Source organism: Clostridium beijerinckii (assembly GCF_018223745.1).
Classification (GTDB): Bacteria; Bacillota; Clostridia; order Clostridiales; family Clostridiaceae; genus Clostridium; species Clostridium beijerinckii.
Genome location: NZ_CP073653.1, coordinates 425001 through 443114 on the forward strand (window position 1 = coordinate 425001; position 18114 = coordinate 443114).

At 31.9% G+C, this 18114-nt stretch carries 14 protein-coding genes, 1 tRNA gene and 1 rRNA gene (1 of these 16 cut by a window edge); 13 read left to right on the forward strand and 3 right to left on the reverse strand.

The window, feature by feature from the left end:
• The 6 genes from KEC93_RS02095 to KEC93_RS02120 all read left to right on the forward strand — a co-directional run.
• Positions 1 to 1955, forward strand: a 23S ribosomal RNA gene (locus KEC93_RS02095) (it extends 955 nt beyond the left edge of the window).
• Between the two features lie 72 nt (positions 1956 to 2027).
• Positions 2028 to 2102: transfer RNA gene (locus KEC93_RS02100), tRNA-Asn, on the forward strand.
• A gap of 165 nt (positions 2103 to 2267) precedes the next feature.
• Complete coding sequence (locus KEC93_RS02105) at positions 2268 to 3365, forward strand: polysaccharide deacetylase family protein (RefSeq protein WP_023974822.1); 1098 nt, start codon at positions 2268 to 2270, stop codon at positions 3363 to 3365.
• A 291-nt stretch (positions 3366 to 3656) separates the two neighbouring features.
• Positions 3657 to 5042, forward strand: a complete 1386-nt coding sequence (locus KEC93_RS02110) for a TldD/PmbA family protein (protein WP_023974823.1) — start codon at positions 3657 to 3659, stop codon at positions 5040 to 5042.
• Between the two features lie 2 nt (positions 5043 to 5044).
• Complete coding sequence (locus KEC93_RS02115; protein WP_077869030.1) at positions 5045 to 6388, forward strand: TldD/PmbA family protein; 1344 nt, start codon at positions 5045 to 5047, stop codon at positions 6386 to 6388.
• A 45-nt stretch (positions 6389 to 6433) separates the two neighbouring features.
• The gene (locus KEC93_RS02120) at positions 6434 to 7243 is read left to right on the forward strand and encodes a putative ABC transporter permease (RefSeq protein ID WP_077869029.1); all 810 of its coding nucleotides are present in this window, start codon (positions 6434 to 6436) and stop codon (positions 7241 to 7243) included.
• A 56-nt stretch (positions 7244 to 7299) separates the two neighbouring features.
• On the opposite strand, the gene KEC93_RS02125 is transcribed toward KEC93_RS02120, so the two are convergent.
• Positions 7300 to 9183, reverse strand: coding sequence for an LTA synthase family protein (locus KEC93_RS02125; RefSeq protein WP_077869028.1), 1884 nt, complete (start codon positions 9181 to 9183; stop codon positions 7300 to 7302).
• Positions 9184 to 9472: 289 nt separating this feature from the next.
• On the opposite strand from KEC93_RS02125, the gene yedF reads away from it, so the two are divergent.
• Both yedF and KEC93_RS02135 read left to right on the forward strand, forming a co-directional pair.
• Positions 9473 to 10045, forward strand: a complete 573-nt coding sequence (yedF, locus tag KEC93_RS02130) for a sulfurtransferase-like selenium metabolism protein YedF (RefSeq protein WP_023974827.1) — start codon at positions 9473 to 9475, stop codon at positions 10043 to 10045.
• A gap of 24 nt (positions 10046 to 10069) precedes the next feature.
• Positions 10070 to 11026, forward strand: coding sequence for an NAD(P)/FAD-dependent oxidoreductase (locus KEC93_RS02135; RefSeq protein ID WP_077869027.1), 957 nt, complete (start codon positions 10070 to 10072; stop codon positions 11024 to 11026).
• Between the two features lie 77 nt (positions 11027 to 11103).
• On the opposite strand, the gene KEC93_RS02140 is transcribed toward KEC93_RS02135, so the two are convergent.
• Together KEC93_RS02140 and KEC93_RS02145 are read right to left on the reverse strand one after the other, a co-directional pair.
• Positions 11104 to 11667: a GDSL-type esterase/lipase family protein gene (locus tag KEC93_RS02140; protein ID WP_077869026.1), complete on the reverse strand. Its 564-nt coding sequence runs from the start codon at positions 11665 to 11667 to the stop codon at positions 11104 to 11106.
• Positions 11668 to 11688: 21 nt separating this feature from the next.
• Positions 11689 to 12387, reverse strand: coding sequence for a RusA family crossover junction endodeoxyribonuclease (locus KEC93_RS02145; RefSeq protein ID WP_077869025.1), 699 nt, complete (start codon positions 12385 to 12387; stop codon positions 11689 to 11691).
• Between the two features lie 476 nt (positions 12388 to 12863).
• On the opposite strand from KEC93_RS02145, the gene tsaD reads away from it, so the two are divergent.
• The 5 genes from tsaD (at position 12864) to KEC93_RS02170 (ending at position 18064) form a co-directional block, all read left to right on the forward strand.
• Entirely contained in the window at positions 12864 to 13883 is a 1020-nt protein-coding gene (gene tsaD, locus KEC93_RS02150) for a tRNA (adenosine(37)-N6)-threonylcarbamoyltransferase complex transferase subunit TsaD (RefSeq protein WP_077869024.1), read from the forward strand.
• 9 nt (positions 13884 to 13892) lie between these two features.
• Positions 13893 to 14894, forward strand: a complete 1002-nt coding sequence (locus tag KEC93_RS02155) for an alpha/beta fold hydrolase (RefSeq protein ID WP_077829975.1) — start codon at positions 13893 to 13895, stop codon at positions 14892 to 14894.
• 265 nt (positions 14895 to 15159) lie between these two features.
• On the forward strand, positions 15160 to 16389 hold the full coding sequence (locus KEC93_RS02160) for a S1C family serine protease (protein ID WP_077869023.1): 1230 nt from the start codon (positions 15160 to 15162) through the stop codon (positions 16387 to 16389).
• A 199-nt stretch (positions 16390 to 16588) separates the two neighbouring features.
• The gene (locus KEC93_RS02165) at positions 16589 to 16897 is read left to right on the forward strand and encodes a PTS sugar transporter subunit IIA (protein ID WP_011967729.1); all 309 of its coding nucleotides are present in this window, start codon (positions 16589 to 16591) and stop codon (positions 16895 to 16897) included.
• 12 nt (positions 16898 to 16909) lie between these two features.
• On the forward strand, positions 16910 to 18064 hold the full coding sequence (locus KEC93_RS02170; RefSeq protein ID WP_017210069.1) for an ABC transporter substrate-binding protein: 1155 nt from the start codon (positions 16910 to 16912) through the stop codon (positions 18062 to 18064).
• Positions 18065 to 18114 lie beyond the last annotated feature (50 nt).

Here is an 18114-nt window from a genome sequence, read left to right on the forward strand (position 1 = left end):
TGCCACATACTATCAGTCCGGCAGTCAGACTATGAAAGATAAGTTCCATGGTCAAAAGGGAAACAGCCCAGATCGTCAGCTAAGGTCCCAAAGTGTAAGTTAAGTGGAAAAGGATGTGGGATTTCTAAGACAACTAGGATGTTGGCTTAGAAGCAGCCACTCATTAAAAGAGTGCGTAATAGCTCACTAGTCAAGAGATCCTGCGCCGAAAATGTCCGGGGCTCAAACTTACCACCGAAGCTACGGGTTCACGCATTAGCGTGAGCGGTAGAGGAGCGTCGTAATCGGGCTGAAGTCGTACCGTAAGGAGCGGTGGACTGATTACGAGTGAGAATGTTGGCATTAGTAGCGAGATGTAGGCGAGAATCCTACAGGCCGAATATCTAAGGTTTCCTGAGTAAAGTTTGTCTTCTCAGGGTTAGTCGGGACCTAAGGCGAGGCCGAAAGGCGTAGTCGATGGACAATTGGTTGATATTCCAATACCACTACAATCGTTATTATCGATGGTGTGACGGAGAAGGATAGGATGTGCTAGCTATTGGATGCTAGTCTAAGCGTTTAGGGAGTTGGGATTGGCAAATCCGTTCCAATAATTCTGAGGCGTGATGGGGAAGGTTCTACGGAACCGAAGTATCTGATTCCATGCTTCCAAGAAAAGCATCTAGAGAGAGAAGTAGTGCCCGTACCGCAAACCGACACAGGTAGATGAGGAGAGAATCCTAAGGCCGACGGAAGAATTGCAGTTAAGGAACTAGGCAAATTGACCCCGTAACTTCGGGAGAAGGGGTGCCTGAGAAATCAGGCCGCAGAGAATAGGCACAAGCAACTGTTTAACAAAAACACAGGTCTCTGCTAAAGCGAAAGCTGATGTATAGGGGCTGACGCCTGCCCGGTGCTGGAAGGTTAAGGGGAACACTTAGTGGTAACGCGAAGGTGTGAACTTAAGCCCCAGTAAACGGCGGCCGTAACTATAACGGTCCTAAGGTAGCGAAATTCCTTGTCAGGTAAGTTCTGACCCGCACGAATGGCGTAATGACTTGTGCACTGTCTCAACTGCAAATCCGGCGAAGTTGTAGTGCGAGTGAAGATGCTCGCTACCCGCGATTGGACGGAAAGACCCCGTAGAGCTTTACTGTAGCTTAGCATTGAATTTCGGTATTGTCTGTACAGGATAGGTGGGAGATTGGGAAACTAGGGCGTCAGCCTTAGTGGAGTCGTTGTTGGGATACCACCCTGATAGTATTGAAGTTCTAACTGGATGCCATGAAACTGGTGACAGGACATTGTTAGGTGGGCAGTTTGACTGGGGCGGTCGCCTCCTAAAATGTAACGGAGGCGCCCAAAGGTTCCCTCAGAACGGTCGGAAATCGTTCGAAGAGTGTAAAGGCAGAAGGGAGCCTGACTGCGACACCTACAAGTGGAGCAGGGACGAAAGTCGGGCTTAGTGATCCGGTGGTACCTCGTGGGAGGGCCATCGCTCAACGGATAAAAGCTACCTCGGGGATAACAGGCTGATCTCCCCCAAGAGTTCACATCGACGGGGAGGTTTGGCACCTCGATGTCGGCTCGTCGCATCCTGGGGCTGAAGTAGGTCCCAAGGGTTGGGCTGTTCGCCCATTAAAGCGGCACGCGAGCTGGGTTCAGAACGTCGTGAGACAGTTCGGTCCCTATCCGTCGCGGGCGTAGGAAATTTGAGAGGAGCTGTCCTTAGTACGAGAGGACCGGGATGGACTGACCTATGGTGTACCAGTTGTTTCGCCAGAAGCATAGCTGGGTAGCTAAGTCGGGAAGGGATAAACGCTGAAAGCATCTAAGTGTGAAGCCCACCTCAAGATGAGATTTCCCATAGCATAAGCTAGTAAGACCCCTTGAAGACTACAAGGTTGATAGGTCAGAGGTGTAAGTATGGTAACATATTTAGCTGACTGATACTAATAGGTCGAGGGCTTGACCAATATAATCAAGTTGTAATATACATTAAAATTATATGCAATTTTGAAAGAACATTATATTCTTTCAAATGACGTTCCGCGATAGCTCAATGGTGGAGCACTCGGCTGTTAACCGATAGGTTGGAGGTTCGAGTCCTCTTCGCGGAGCCATATTTATAATAAAAGAATTTTTAGTCGAGAAATCGGCTTTTTTTTGTTGTATAAAATAGAGTAAAAACTTATACTATATATGGATGTGAAATTTATTAATAATTAAATTAGATACTACGGAATAATTAATAATAAAATCTATTGAAATATAAGAGGTATTATAATATGAGCGATGACATTAATAATAGTATGAATTATAGTAATGGAACCAGTGAGGTTAATGAAGCAAAAGAAGCTGATGAATCTATTGAAAATAGTGAGATAGATGACAATTCTAAAACCAATAAAGGTAATTCTGAGACCAATGATATTAGTGATAATATAAGGCCATTTGAGATCGATGAAGTTGGTGAAGAAGATTTCAAAAGTATAAAAAAAAGAAAATTTGCTATTTTACTTACGATAATAGGTGTAGCTATAATTATAGGAATCGCTATTACGCTACAAAAATTTGTTATGAATAAGCAAACAGCAGAAGCTCTTAATGCAAATGAAAATCCATATTCTGAAGGAGATAAAAACCAGACAGATAGTAACGTATATAATTCAGCGGGAAGTTCAGAAGTAGAGGATGTTGCTTTTATAGAAAAATATTTAAATCAGCAGATGAAGGGTCAAATGCCTGATGGAGCTGATGGAAAGAAAGTTGTTTATTTAACATTTGATGATGGTCCATCAGAAACTGTGACTCCAAAAGTTTTAGATACTCTTAAAGCAGAAAATGTTCATGCTACTTTTTTTCTTGTGGGAAAAGCAATAGATGAAAGTGAAACTAATAGAAATATAGTTAAAAGAGAATTTGCAGAAGGAAATGCAATAGGTAATCATACTTATTCACATAATTATGGATATTTATATCCAAATGGAAAAATAAATTTAGAAAATTGTATTTCTGATTTTGAAAAAACTAATCAGTCTTTGAAAAACATTTTAGGACAGGATTTTTCTACACGAGCTGTTAGATTCCCAGGAGGTCAAATGACATGGGATAAGAAGGACCCATCGGGGGCTGATGCAATGGATAAGGCTCTTCATGAAAAAGACTATCATCAAATAGATTGGAATTCATTGTCTCAAGATGCAGAAGGGGCACATAAAAATGCAGACCAGCTAAAACAGGAAGTTATAAAAACTGTATCAGGAAGAGAAAAAGCGATAATATTAATGCATGATACTTATGGAAAAGAGGAAACTGCAAGAGCATTGCCAGAAATAATCAAATATCTAAAACAACAAGGATATGAATTTAAAATTATGAAATAGCCTAATATGACTATGTTGATTTTCATTTATTTTAATTTATGTAGCTAAACTTTGGTTACATAAATTAAAATAAATAAAAATGACATAGTTTTTTTATATAATTGGTACAAATATTATTTTTATCAATTAATTGAAATAGGAATAATTAATGATAAACTATTAATATATAATTAGATTTGCATACATGGAAGCACTAAGGTTATAATTTATAACAATAATCTTAATAATAGAATGTATATAATTATAATATTACTGAAAATTATCTTTATATTAGGAATAAGGAGGAATAAGATGTTATCAAAAAATATTGTAGCAGAGGTATTAGCAAAGTGCTTAGTAACTGGTGGCGATTTTGCTGAGATATTTGAAGAAAATTCAATTAATAATTCTATAGCATTAATTGACGGCAAAGTAGATGATGCCATAGGTGGAAGAAGTTATGGTATAGGAATAAGAATATTCAAGGGATTGAACAGTGTATATGCTTATACAAATAATAATAGCTTAAGTGGTCTTTTAGACACTGCCTATAGAGCAGCTTTAGCCTTAGGTGATGTAAATAAAAATGAAATAAATTCAATAGTATTGACTGAGAAGAGTATATCTACAATACATCCAATATTGTATTATCCTAAGGATGTTGCATACGATAGAAAAATAGCAATTTTAAAAAGTGCGTATAATGCAGCAAAGAATTATAACAGTGATATTTCTCAAGTTATTACGAGTTATGCAGATAAAGAGCAAAATATTTTAATCGCGAACACTGAAGGTTTATATGTTCAAGATACAAGAATAAGAACAAGGTTAGGCATAAGTGCAATAGCATCAAAAGGAAGCGAAAACCAAACTGGATTTGAAGGACCTGGAAGACATATGGGAATTGAAATGTTTGATAGTGTTGATCCAGAATATCACGGAAAGGAAGCAGCGAGAATAGCTCATACGATGCTTTATGCAAAGAACTGTCCAGCAGGTAATATGACTGTTGCTATAGATAATGGGTTTGGGGGTGTTATATTCCACGAAGCTTGTGGACACTCTTTAGAAGCCAGTGCTGTAGCTAAAGGAAATTCAGTCTTTGCTAATAAATTAGGTGAGAAAATCGCATCAATAAAGGTAACAGCTATAGATGATGGAACTGTACCTAATGCTTGGGGATCGCTAAATATAGATGATGAGGGTAATAAGACACAAAAAAATATTTTAATTGAAAATGGTGTTCTAAAAGGTTATATGATTGATAAGTTAAATGGAAGACGTATGAATATGGAGGCTACAGGAAGTTCAAGAAGACAAAGTTACAAGTTCCAACCAACTTCAAGAATGACTAATACCTATATAGCAGCTGGAAATGATAATCCGGATGATATCATTAAATCTATAGAAGAAGGATTATATGCAAAGAAGCTAGGAGGCGGATCGGTTAACCCTGTAACTGGTGAGTTTAATTTTGCAGTTCAAGAAGGGTACTTAGTTAAAAATGGTGTGATTCAGGAGCCGGTAAGAGGAGCAAGTCTTATTGGTAAAGGTAGTGAAGTACTTATGGATATAGATATGGTCGGAAATAATTTAGATGTAGCTCAAGGTATGTGTGGCTCATCATCAGGAAGTATTCCTACCAACGTAGGTCAGCCTATGATTAGAGTAAAGAAAATGACTGTTGGAGGTAGATAAATATGGATTTTGAATTATTTAAAGAAGAATTATTTAAAGAAGCTAAGAATTCAGGCTTTGAAGAGTTTGAAATATATTATTCTGATGCTGAAAGTTTAAGTTTAAGTATTTATGAAGGCGAAGTTGAAAAATATAAACTAAATAATGCCTTTGGTCTTTCGTTCAGAGGAAAAATCAATAACAAAATGGGATATTCATATACTGAAATATTAGATGAAGAAGCAATAAAAACTCTTATAAGAAATGCAAAGGAAGCGGCATTTGCTATAGAAAATGATGATGAACAGTTTATATATGAAGGGGATAAGGAATATAAAGAATTAGACTGTTACAAAAAAGATTTGGATAATATTAAGCCTGATGAGCTTATAGCTCTTTCTTTAGAAATAGAAAAGGAATGTAAAAAACAATGTGATAAAGTTGTAAGTTTCCAAGGTTGTGGAATTGGATATGGTAAAGCTACTTATGGAATAATAAATTCAAAGGGACTTAATTTGAAAAATGAAAGGAATAATCTAAGTGCATATGTCGTTCCAATAATACAAGATAATAGTGAAAAGTATGATGGAACAGGATATGTTATGGCTAAAAAGATAGATGACATAAATCCAGAAAGTTTAGCTAAGCAAGGTCTTGAAGAAGCGCTTTCAAGAATTGGTGGAAAAAGTATTCCGTCAGGCAAATATAAGATAATTATAAATAACGAGGCCATGGTATCACTGCTTGGAACTTTTTCAGGAATTTTTAATGCAGAGCAAGCACAAAAAGGGTTATCTTTGCTGAAAGGAAAAGAAGGGGAAATTATAGCATCAGATGTAGTGACTCTAATTGATGATCCTCACTTAAAGGATGGGCTTGGAACAACTTCATTTGATGATGAAGGAGTAGCAACTATCAAAAAAGAGATAATATCTAAAGGAAAATTGAATACATTATTATATAATATAAAAACTGCGCATAAGGCAGGAATTAAATCTACAGGAAATGGATTCAAGGCTTCGTATGCATCAATAGTAGGTGTTAGTGCCACAAATTTTTATATAAATCCAGGTAATAAATCTTTTGAAGAACTTTGCAATGAAGTTAAAGAAGGTGTAATAATTACAGATTTTGCAGGCCTTCACTCTGGAGCTAGTGCTGTAACTGGAGATTTTTCTTTAGCAGCTAAAGGATTTATGATTGAAAATGGAAAGAAGAGCTTTCCGGTAGAACAAATTACAGTTGCAGGAAATTTCTTTACATTACTGAAAGATATAGAGGAAGTAGGAAGTGACTTAAAGTTCCCGATGAGTAGCATAGGATGTCCGTCAGTTGTTGTGAAAGAACTTTCAATAGCTGGAAAATAATTTTGTTATTAATTTGATAGATATGCTAAGGTAGGTTAAATAGTTATGAATATAATCTATATTTATCTTTTTTCTTTTATAATTTATAGCTTTCTTGGATGGATATGTGAAACTATATATTGCTCTATAATCGATATGGAGTATGTAAATAGAGGTTTTTTAAAAGGACCATTTTGCCCTATCTATGGATCAGGTGCACTTATAGTAATTATATTGCTGGCTCCATTTTCAGATAATATTATAATTTTATTCTTGAGTGCAATGATTTTTACAAGCATATTAGAGTATTTAACAGGTTTTTTGCTAGAAACAATATTTAATCTTAAATGGTGGGATTATTCAGGCTATAAATTTAATATAAAGGGCAGAGTATGTCTATTAAATTCAGTGTTATTTGGTCTTTTATCTCTAATCACAATAAAAGTTGTTAATCCAATTATAATAGACTTAGTTAGTCACATATCACTAAAGGTTTCTATGTGGATTTGTAATATTTCACTCTTATATTTATTAACAGATGGGATAACTACAACAGTTAAAGTTTTGAAATTAGGTGGAAAACTCAAAGAAATGAGCGCTTTATTTGATGAGATAAGAGAAAAAACTGAAAGCTATAAAGTGGTCCTACAACAAAATTTAAGCAGATTTGATGGCTTGATAGAACAGGAAAGTGAAAAAGTTATTCATGCGAAAGAACAAATTAGCAAGCTAAAATTTAAATTAGAAAATTTGGTTTTAAACAATAAGGCCGTGAATAAACGAATAATTAAAGCATTTCCAAATATAAAGTCTTTGAAGTATCAACATTCACTAGATAGATTAAAAGAAGAGATAAAAAAAATTAAGAAAAAATAAAAGAGATGGTCGAATTTTATTTGACCATCTCTTTACTATAGTTAAAATATCATTATCTAATTAGAATTATGAGCATAATTTGCACGTATCATTTTATCCGAAAGATCTAATGATTTTTTATAAATATCTTTTTCTTTATCTGTTAAGTTTTCCCCACCTTTAAGTGTTCCATTAGTTATTACGGCAAAAGATTTATTTGTATTTAATAAGTTTCTACCTAAAGCAGTGTTCTCATACTTATCTTTATCGACTCCAAGTAAATATAAGAGTGTTGGCATTACATCAACCTCGCCATTATACATTTTATCAAATGTTTTTCCTTCATTTGTAGATGGATTATAGATAATAAATGGAACAGTCGGATTTCCTGTATTTAGATACCAATCTTCTTTATGAGATAGTTGCCCAATGCTATCGTCATAATATTTATGAATTCCTGTATGGTCACCCATTATTGCTATAATGCTATTTTTAAGTAATCCTTCTTTATCTAATTGATCAATAAAATAACCTATTTGTTTATCTGTATAGTGAAGACTTTCAAAATACCCACCAAGTTTACTTTCATTTAATTCAGGATCAAGTCCAAGTTCTCTGTACTTTTCTGGAAGATCAAATGGACCATGGCTTGTCAATGTTACAGTTTCAGCGTAGAATGGCTGCTTTAATTCTTTTAACATAGGAACAACTTGCTCGAAGTATCTTTTGTCACTTATACCAAGGCCAATTTGTTCATCAACATTAAATGAGTAGTAATCAGTAAATTTATCAAAGCCTATTCCAAGCAATCCATTTTTATAATTCCAAAAAGAACCTTTATCAGGATGAATAGCAGAAGTAGCATAGCCTTCACCTTCTAATAAATTTGGTAAGGAATTATAATTAGTATTTGGATATCTAAAGAATGTACTTCCTTGTCTTAAAGGCAACATTGAAGTATTAACCATTAAATCAGCATCGGAGCTTGTCCCTTCGTTTACTTGCTCAAAGGTATTAGGGAAGTACAATGATTTTTGTACTAATTTATTCAAATTAGGTGTTATTTCTTTTCCATTAACTGTTTTTCCGATAACAAAGTTTTCTAAAGACTCAACTTGAATATAAATTAAATTTTTTCCTTTTGCCATGCCAAGGTACTCGTTATCTGGAAGGTTCTCTTTTTTTATTTCAAATAACTCATTTATATAAGCTTTATCTTGATCTGTTAATTTATATGGTTTAGAATCTTTATAAACTGTATAACAATCCATAATATGATATCCAATAGGAGAAAAGTATTTGGCAGTATTTGACTTATCATAATTACTGAATAAGTAAGCATTATGAACATCTGTATTATTGAATACAGTTATACTGATAGGTACATAAATTATAAATAATATTGGCAAAACAAAAGTACAAAAGAATGTTTTAAATGCTCGTTTATGTACTTGAGTAAATGATTTTCTAGTTATGTAAGCATATATACCTAGTATTATAAAATCAAATACAAATATAAAATCTAAATTGCTGGTCATTGATAATATACTTCCAGACATATTATCTAAATTAGCAGTTTGAGTTAATATTAACGCAGATGGAACAGTTAAAAAACCTCTAAAATACCATACATCAATTAATATTAATAGTGTTAAAGAAAAATCGATTACTAGAGTATAGATTATTCTACCTTTACCTTTAAATAATAATGAGAAACTTAAGAATATTAAAGTAAAGGCCACATAATAATTTAAGAAAGAACTAGCAGATTCATAGCCAGTAGAAAAACTAAATGTATATGGATCTTTGCTCGTAACAAATCCTTGAAATATAATCCCTTTTAATACTATAGAGACAAGAGCTATTAGAAAGAAAATTAATCTTATAACCTTATCTTTTTTTATATTATTTTCTAAGCTATTTTTAAAAAAATTAACAACATATGAGTTAGAAGAACTCATGATTTCACCTCAATTCAATATATCACTACATTATAGTATACATAAATTTATGGATTAAACAAATATAAATTAATGATATATTAGTAATTAAAAGGTAAATAATTTGTGAATAAAAAACTATATATAAAAATTAGCATGGTATACTATTAATGTGGGAAAACTTATATAATAGACTTATAATAACTTAATTTAATATATTTTTAAATTAAGTTATATATTAGTTAAGAAATCGATTGAAAAATTTGATATATTAATTATAGATTAAAATAATTATAAAGGGGTCAAACATATGAAAGAAATAGATTGCAGAGGATTATCATATCTACAAATAATAAGAGAAGTTAAGAAGTATTTTAATTCAATTGGAGAAGGGGAAGCTGTTGTAGTAGTAAACAATGAATTAGGGCGGTCAAATGTTATAAGGTATGCAGCGCATAAAGGATATAAAATAGATATAGAGGATGAAAAAAATAGATTTTTAATAAAGATGGAAAAGAGAGGATGCCTAGAATCAGAAGATGAGGAAGAAATTTTTTCTATATTAATAACAAGAGATAAAATTGGTGAGGGAAATGATGATTTAGGAATAACTTTAATGAGTGAATATTTCGAAGCATTAAATGAGTATGATAAACTTCCAAAAGAAATTTTATTCTTAAATTCAGGGGTTAAGTTGTTTAAAAGGGATTCTAAGGCTATAGAAGATATAAGAATGTTATATAAAAAGGGCGTTAAACTTTTAATAAGTGATACATCCTTGGATTATTATAAATTAACAGAACAAATAACTTTTGGAGAAATAGCAAGCATGTATGATATGGTAGTTGCAATGAAGAAAGCAAAGAAATTAATAAAGCTTTAGGAATTAATGGTGGAGGATATTATAATGCCAGATTATGAATTAATTATTATTGGGGCAGGAATAGCGGGAATGACAGCTGCACTTGGAGCTGCAAGAGAGGGAATAACAAAAATACTAATTATTGAAAAGGAGTCTAACGTTGGGGGAATAATCAATCAATGTGTTCATAATGGTTTTGGAAAAAACTTTCTAGATGATCCAGTGACCGGCCCAGAGTATATTGATTTTATAGAAAGGCAGTTAGGAGAATTTGAAATAGAAATACTTTTAGATACTACAGTTTTAGAAGTAACTGAAGGAAAAAAAGTTACATATGTAAATTCTAGAGATGGTATTAAAGATTTAACCGCTCAAGCGATAATATTTGCTATGGGAGCAAAAGAAACATATTCAGGAAATGTTATAATTCCTACCAATGGACTTACAGGAATATTCACTGTAGGAGAGGCTCATAAAATAATTAATTTAGATGGATATCTACCAGGAAGAAGGACTGTGATTATAGCGAAAAATAAATGGGGATTCATAGTTGCAAGAAGGCTTATAGTAGAAGGTGGAAATATAGAAGCGGTTGTCATTGAGAATACATTTGAAGAAATGGCTAATTCGGAAATACGAGATATTGTTGATGGCTTTGATATACCAGTAATAGAGAATTCTAGAGTAACAGAAATTGAAGGGAAAACGCGAATTGAGAAGCTAAAAATAGTTAATTTAGAGAATGAAGAAATAATAGAAAAGGAATGTGATTCACTTCTATTATCAGTTAATTTCTTGCCAGAAACAACCGTAATTAAAAAAACAAGTTTTGATATAAATTCTAAGACATCTGGATTTGAAGTAGTAGACTTTGCAACATCTTTAGAGGGTTTTTTTGCTTGTGGAAATGTTATATACGGAGAAAATGCGTTTTGGATGGAAGAAACTGATGGTATACAATGTGGAATTATTGCGGCTAGATTTGTAAAGGAAAGCATGTAGAAGTTAGGTAGAGATATATTAGCAGTAATATAATAAAAGCTAAAATTACTGCTAATTAGTTCACAGAATAATATGGTTTAAAAATAATTGAGAGCATTTTCATACATTAGGTGATGGCCAAGTGAATTCATGTGAATTCCATCTAAATAAATATCATCCCTATTAAATGTCAAATCGTAGAAATTGATAAATTGAAGATTGTATTTATTAGATAATTTAATGAGTTCATCCTTTAAATATTGAAGTTCTTTTTCTGCATAAGAATATAGATGCGAAGGAGAAAAAAGCGAATTTGCCATTTGGCCAATAATCTTAGGGGGAATTCCTAAAGTCACTTTTGAGCCTATATTTAGTCCATCATTAATCATTATTCCAATATTACTAATTATAAAAGGAATTTTGCGTCCTAGAAGAAGATCATTGCTACCTCCCATTATAAAAATTTTCGATGGAGAATAAATTAAAACATCATCATTATAGCGAGTAAGCATTGAAGTGGTAGTATCACCATTACAGGCTTTATTTAATGATGAAAGGGAGCGTTCTTGCGTAAGTTTGTAAACCCAAGAATTTTGTTTAGTTACCCCATATCCTAAAGTTAGGCTGTCTCCAAAGAAAATGATATCAAGCTTATTATTCATATATAGACTCCTTTTATGTAATTAGAATAGTTTGTTAAAGCACCTTTTACATATTAATGTTTTTCCTGAATCGGCTTTTACATAATCATCTGAAATAATGGCTTTATTGCAGATGTTACATATAATCATTTCGCTAGACATTAATGAGTTAGACGAGTTTTTTTTTGATTTTTTATCACGTTTATTTTCAGCATTGCAATCAAGTTTATCTTTTTGATAATCAGTTGCAGAACTACTAGTTTTATCAGATAGTATATTTTTTCTTATTGGAGAATATAATTTAGGTTTTAAGGAAGTAGTTCTTTTGATAACTTTATAGCTAAAATCATATTCACTTTCAGCAAAGAGTTCTAGTTCAAATCTTGGATTCTCTTTATCATAATATTCTTCTGTAAAGATTTTGGTTATCTGAGCATCATTTATAATTAATCCACTTTTTTCAATGCCATCAAATATACTTTTTGTAATATTAATGGTATCTGGATGACGCTTTTCACTTTTATAATATACTCTTAGTAAAGCTATTAGACTTTCAGAAAAAACAACATCAGGATTTTGATTTCTTGCAAGAAGTGCTATTTCCTGTTCGTATAGAGCATACCTATCATGATATTTTCCAGAGCTATGTGGTAGGATTGCACGTCCATTTAGATTGTGTAACTTAAAATTGGATTTTGTAATAGGTGATCCTTTAATTATAACTTTAGCATAGTTAGACATTTAAATTCTCCTCGTGAAAGTATATTTGTTATCTCAAATATACATCATATGTACCTTTTATACAACAAGTTAATATTACAATGAAATTGTGAGAATAAGATATATGTTAAGTGCATTTGTATAACTAGAAAAATTGAACTTTGATAATATTGTATAGATAAAGTATAATATTTTAGTAATTAAAATATAGAATAGTTTGCGCATTGAAAAGATATGATTTCATAAATATTAAGAAGATATTAAACAATATATAAATACGAGATTTTATCTTTTTTTTAAGATAAAATAGATTTAGATAAATTAAATAATGTTATAGTAAAGTATTTAATTTATCTAGTTCTTAATTTTAACTAATATATCAAAGTTTTCTCTTGTTAGATTAGTTAAAATTAAGTTATAAATAGGCTTAATCAGCTTATTTAGATAGATCAGAATAAATAATTTTATTTGAATTGTAATAAAAAGAGGTATTAGATATGAATAAAAAAATAATTTTAGCAATAGAATCAAGTTGTGATGAAACTGCTGCTGCAGTAGTTGTGAATGGTAGAGAAGTTTTATCAAATATAATTGCTTCACAAATTGATACTCATAAAAAATTTGGAGGAGTGGTTCCAGAGGTTGCATCGAGAATGCATATTGAGGCAGTAGATAGTGTTGTAAAAGCCGCATTATTAGAAGCAGGAATTTCAATAGATGATGTTGACGCAATAGGAGTTACGTATGGACCAGGACTTGTTGGGGCACTTTTGGTTGGGCTTCAATACGCAAAAGGATTGGCATTAGGTTCTAAAAAGCCTTTAATTGGGGTTAATCATATACAAGGACATATTAGTGCTAATTTTATTGAGCATAAAGATTTAAAGCCACCTTTTGTCTCACTAGTGGTTTCAGGAGGACATACTTTTATTGTGCATGTAAAAGGATATAGGGATTTTGAGGTTATTGGCCAAACAAGAGATGATGCGGCAGGAGAAGCTTATGATAAGGTGGCAAGAGCATTAGAACTTGGATATCCGGGCGGACCCAAAATAGATAAGCTAGCTAAGAAAGGAAATAAGGATGCAATAGAATTTCCAAGAGCTAAGTTTCAGGATGATACATTAGATTTTTCTTTTAGTGGAGTTAAATCAGCTGTGTTGAATTATTTAAATAAGGCAAAAATGAAAGAAGAAGAGATAAATAAAGCTGATATTGCAGCGTCATTTCAAAATGCGATAATAGATGTATTAAAGACCAATCTATTCTTAACCTGTGAAAGAAAAGGAATAAAAAAGATTGCAGTGGCAGGTGGTGTTGCATCGAATTCTTGTTTAAGAGAAACTTTGCTAGAGGAAGGTAGAAAAAAAGGGATTGAAATTCTATTCCCATCACCTATATTGTGTACAGATAATGCAGCAATGATAGGAAGTGCAGCATATTTCAACTATCAAGAGGGAGCAGTATCAGATTTAAATATAAATGCAAAACCTAACTTAAAACTAGGGGAGAGGTAGAGTCTAGGTATGAAGCTGTTATCACATTCTAATGGAGTACATAAGGTTGAGAAAGATAAAACCAGCAAAAGGAGCATTTTAAAAAAATGTGTTATCTTTTTTGTGGGATTATTTATCTTTGGTTTTTTAGTGCAAATTTTAAATGACTTTGTAGATAATACAAGATTAAAATCTAGATTTAAGTATGTCAGAATAGATGGACGTAAAATGGAGTATAAGCTTAAGACTGGTGGAGATTATACTGTAGTATTTGATGGATCAATTGGAACTACAATGTATGAGTGGGATGATGTTTGTAAGTCATTAGAGGAGAAGAAGATATCTACCTTTACATATAATAGAGAAGGATATGGATTTAATGATGGCGGGGATAATAGAACGCCAGAAGAGCAGGCTAAGGATTTGAAAGCATTGCTTAGAAAAGCTGGAGCACCAGAGCCATACGTTTTAGTTGGAGAGGAGTACGGTAGTCTGGTTCTTAGTAATTTTGCCAATTTATATTCAGATTCAGTAGCAGGAGTTGTGTTAATTAACCCAATATCAGAGGAAAATATTCAAACTAAGGAATTTAAGAATAGTATTAAGTCCAAATATTATAGAAGTATATTTGAGAAAATGGGTACGAATTTTAGTTTGACTGCATTGCTAAATAAAGCAGGGTTAACTATGGAAAATGATACGTTTAAGAAGTATTTAAATCAGAATGAATTAGATGAATTTCAGAGTTTTGAAAATAAGAAAAATTATAAACAGGCAGTTTCAAACGAACTAGAAAATTTATATAAAGGCATTTCGAATAGTCAAACTAATGAACTACTAGGAAATAAGCCATTATATTTAATAACTAATAATGAAGATGATCCTGTTAAAAAGATTGGTAATACAACAGTAACAACTATATATAAAGAGGAAATAGAGGGATCTCCAATGTCTGTATTAGATCCTGACTCAGTAGTTACCGGCGTTAATAGTGTATTAAAAGATGCTAAGAAGGCAGCTAAAAAATCTTGATGCTAATAAATATGTATATTTTATTAAATATTAAGTATTATTGAATAATTAAGAAATAAAGCTTCTATTGGGCTAAAATTCATAAAAAATTATATCAAATTATATATTCTTGTCATTTGTTTGACACATAATAAATCTATACTAACACTATAAAGATAATACTAGTAGATATTTAAAGTATTCTAATATACTTTATAAGAACGAATTTGTATAGTTTAATTACTAGTCATATAAGTTGAGAATTGATATATAGGAGGAAAAATACATGAATAATAATGATAATAACGAAAAATTTATTGATGTAGAGTCATTACCAGTAGATAAAGGTCAGCAAGTTGCATGGGAAAATTGTTTTCAAAATAGTAATAATTATGTAGATCCGAAGAGAAAGAAAAGAAGAGGTCTGCGCATGCTAGGAAGGATTGCAGGAATTTTAGTTCTTACAATGGTAGGAGGGGCAATTGGAAGTGCTGCTACTTATTCATTCATGAAAACTAATAATGTTGCTGCAACTAAACAAATAACAAGTTATATTCCGCAATCATTCACATCAAGCACTCCTGATGCAATGTCAGCGGCAGATGCATTTAATAAAGTTGCGCCAGCAGTTGTCATTGTTTCGACGAAAGGTTCATCTAACAGTGGATTTATGAACGGCGAAGTTGAGGGGATGGGATCAGGGTTCATTATAAATGAAGAAGGATATATACTAACTAACTATCACGTAATTGCAAATGCTAAAGAAATTACAGTAACTTTAAGTAATAATACTGAAGTAAGTGCAACAGTAGTAAATTATGATCAAGATAGAGATGTTGCAATGCTTAAATTAAAAGATGGAACTAAAGTTCCTGCTGTTGCAGAACTTGGAGACTCTGATGAAGTATATCCAGGAGCTGAGGTTATAGCAATTGGAACACCTCTCTCAAAGAATTTTGCTCAGACACTTACAAAGGGAGTTATAAGTGGAAGCAATAGAACAATAGATGATAGTGGAAAAAGTGTAGATTTCATTCAAACAGATGCAGCTATTAATCCTGGAAATAGTGGAGGTCCATTAGTGAATGCTAAAGGGCAAGTTATAGGAATAAATTCTATGAAGATAGGTTCTGATGCATCGGGATCATCAACACCAGTTGAAGGTATAGGGTTTGCAATACCTATAAATGAAGTTAAGAATAAGATAGATGCTTTATCAAAACCTATATTAAATCTAGGAATTCAGATAAGAGAAATTGACAGCGCTACTGCTAAGAAATACGATTTGGTAGAAGGAATATATGTATCTTCTGTTGAAGAGTATTCACCGGCTGAAAAAGGTGGTCTTAAGATTGGAGATATAATTGTTAAATGCGACGGAAAAGAAGCTAAGACATTCGATGAACTTAAGACAATAAAGGAAAGTAAGAATGCTGGGGATACTATGAAGATAGAAGTAATTAGAGATAAGAAAACTATTGATTTGTCAGTTGTATTAGAAGAAAAATCTAATTAAAATCCTTCTAAATAGAAATTAAATATATTTGAGTGTTAAAACTAGAATTGATAAATTTAATGTTATCAATTCTAGTTTTTATTGCATCAAAATAATATTCTTTAAAACTTTAAGGAAAAGTAGTAAAATTAAAGATTATAAGGGTAAGGTATCTTAATTTAATAGTTTTTTGATATCTAAATGGAGAAGGGGATAATTTATGGAGGAAATAATATTAAATATAATAATGCACAGCGGGGAAGCACGAACTTTTTCTATGGAAGCAATTACTTTAGCTAAACAAGGAAATTTTGATAAAGCAAAAGGGTTAATAATAAAAGCTGATGAGGAATTAGGATATGCACATAATTCTCAAACAAGTTTAATTCAGGGAGAAGCTGTAAATGAGAAAATAGAATTCTCCTTGCTTTTAGTTCACGCTCAAGATCACTTAATGACTACAATGGTTTTGAAGGATTTAGCGGTTGAATTAATAGAAGTGCATGAAAAAATAAGTTCTATTAAATAGAGGTATATAAATATGAAAAATAAAATTAAATATGCTATTGTATTTTCGGTTCTTTTGTTAATTGGAATAGTAAGCATTAATCTATTTCAACCGAATAAAGAGCAACAAGTTAGAGGAAATATAGAGCTCTTAGTAAATGAGAATTCTTATGAGTACTTAGTTGAGTGCGCCAATAATTTTATGAAGGAGAATGATAGGACTTCAATAAGTGTAAAGAAGTTAGAAAATTACAATCAGATAGTTAATAATAATTCAGAAGGAAGTACGAAATCAAAGATTTCTAGTATAGCGCAGATAGATAGGTTTAGTTTTGATAAACTAAAATTGGATAACTATGAGTATTATAACAAGGATGATAAGCTCTTGAGCGAATATGCTAAGAATTTTTCTAAGTATAGGGTGGCTCAGGTTAAATATGGTGATAGTTCCATAGGAATACCTTTAACATCTAGGCCATTAGCTTTCTATGTCAGAGAAGATTTATTAAAAAGTTACGGATATGAAAGAGATAGTCTGAATACATGGGATGATATTATAAGGATTGGAAAAGATATTCATGAAAAAAGTAACGGAAAAATATTTATAATTAATGCAACTGATCAAGATTACGAAGATTTGATGGATCTATTAACCATGGAAACATTAAGTGATGGTGATAAAAGCACAGATGTAGTTAAATCAGAAGTTCAAGCTATGATGAAAAAACTAGAGGATAATAATATTTTAAATTTACAAAATGGAGGAGAATTCTTAGCAAGAATATCGTCTATTAATGCAATGAAAGAAATAGCAGCATTAGATGTTCCTTGTACGTGGAGCGTTAATAACGTGCCTAGCCTTAAACCAGGGGCTAATAAGTTTTTTTCATCAGAAGGAGATAATTTATTAATATTAAACCAAAACAGCGAGAATGATAAGCTAATTGAAAAATTTATAACTTACGTAATAACGAACAACAAGGAAGCTGTTAAATATGTTAAGGAAGGAAAGTTTTTCTCAAGCTATTTATATACTTATAATACTAAAGATATTGAGGAGCCAGTAAAAAATTTTACTGGAAAAAGTCCTCTTGTAGTATTAAGTAATATAGAAGAAAAAACTCCAATCATAAGTAATTACGATGAATATATAAAGATAAAGCAAGAGATTCGAGCAAATACCAATTAATAATGAGAATTTATATAAATAGTTTTAGATTATCAGCATTATAAGAAAAA

Coding starts and splice junctions, on each gene's coding strand:
- KEC93_RS02125 (WP_077869028.1), bottom strand. CDS start 9,183: ATGAGTTCTTCTAACTCATATGTTGTTAATTTTTTTAAAAATAGCTTA.
- KEC93_RS02135 (WP_077869027.1), top strand. CDS start 10,070: ATGCCAGATTATGAATTAATTATTATTGGGGCAGGAATAGCGGGAATG.
- KEC93_RS02145 (WP_077869025.1), bottom strand. CDS start 12,387: ATGTCTAACTATGCTAAAGTTATAATTAAAGGATCACCTATTACAAAA.
- tsaD (WP_077869024.1), top strand. CDS start 12,864: ATGAATAAAAAAATAATTTTAGCAATAGAATCAAGTTGTGATGAAACT.
- KEC93_RS02140 (WP_077869026.1), bottom strand. CDS start 11,667: ATGAATAATAAGCTTGATATCATTTTCTTTGGAGACAGCCTAACTTTA.
- KEC93_RS02170 (WP_017210069.1), top strand. CDS start 16,910: ATGAAAAATAAAATTAAATATGCTATTGTATTTTCGGTTCTTTTGTTA.
- yedF (WP_023974827.1), top strand. CDS start 9,473: ATGAAAGAAATAGATTGCAGAGGATTATCATATCTACAAATAATAAGA.
- KEC93_RS02155 (WP_077829975.1), top strand. CDS start 13,893: ATGAAGCTGTTATCACATTCTAATGGAGTACATAAGGTTGAGAAAGAT.
- KEC93_RS02120 (WP_077869029.1), top strand. CDS start 6,434: ATGAATATAATCTATATTTATCTTTTTTCTTTTATAATTTATAGCTTT.
- KEC93_RS02115 (WP_077869030.1), top strand. CDS start 5,045: ATGGATTTTGAATTATTTAAAGAAGAATTATTTAAAGAAGCTAAGAAT.
- KEC93_RS02110 (WP_023974823.1), top strand. CDS start 3,657: ATGTTATCAAAAAATATTGTAGCAGAGGTATTAGCAAAGTGCTTAGTA.
- KEC93_RS02160 (WP_077869023.1), top strand. CDS start 15,160: ATGAATAATAATGATAATAACGAAAAATTTATTGATGTAGAGTCATTA.
- KEC93_RS02105 (WP_023974822.1), top strand. CDS start 2,268: ATGAGCGATGACATTAATAATAGTATGAATTATAGTAATGGAACCAGT.
- KEC93_RS02165 (WP_011967729.1), top strand. CDS start 16,589: ATGGAGGAAATAATATTAAATATAATAATGCACAGCGGGGAAGCACGA.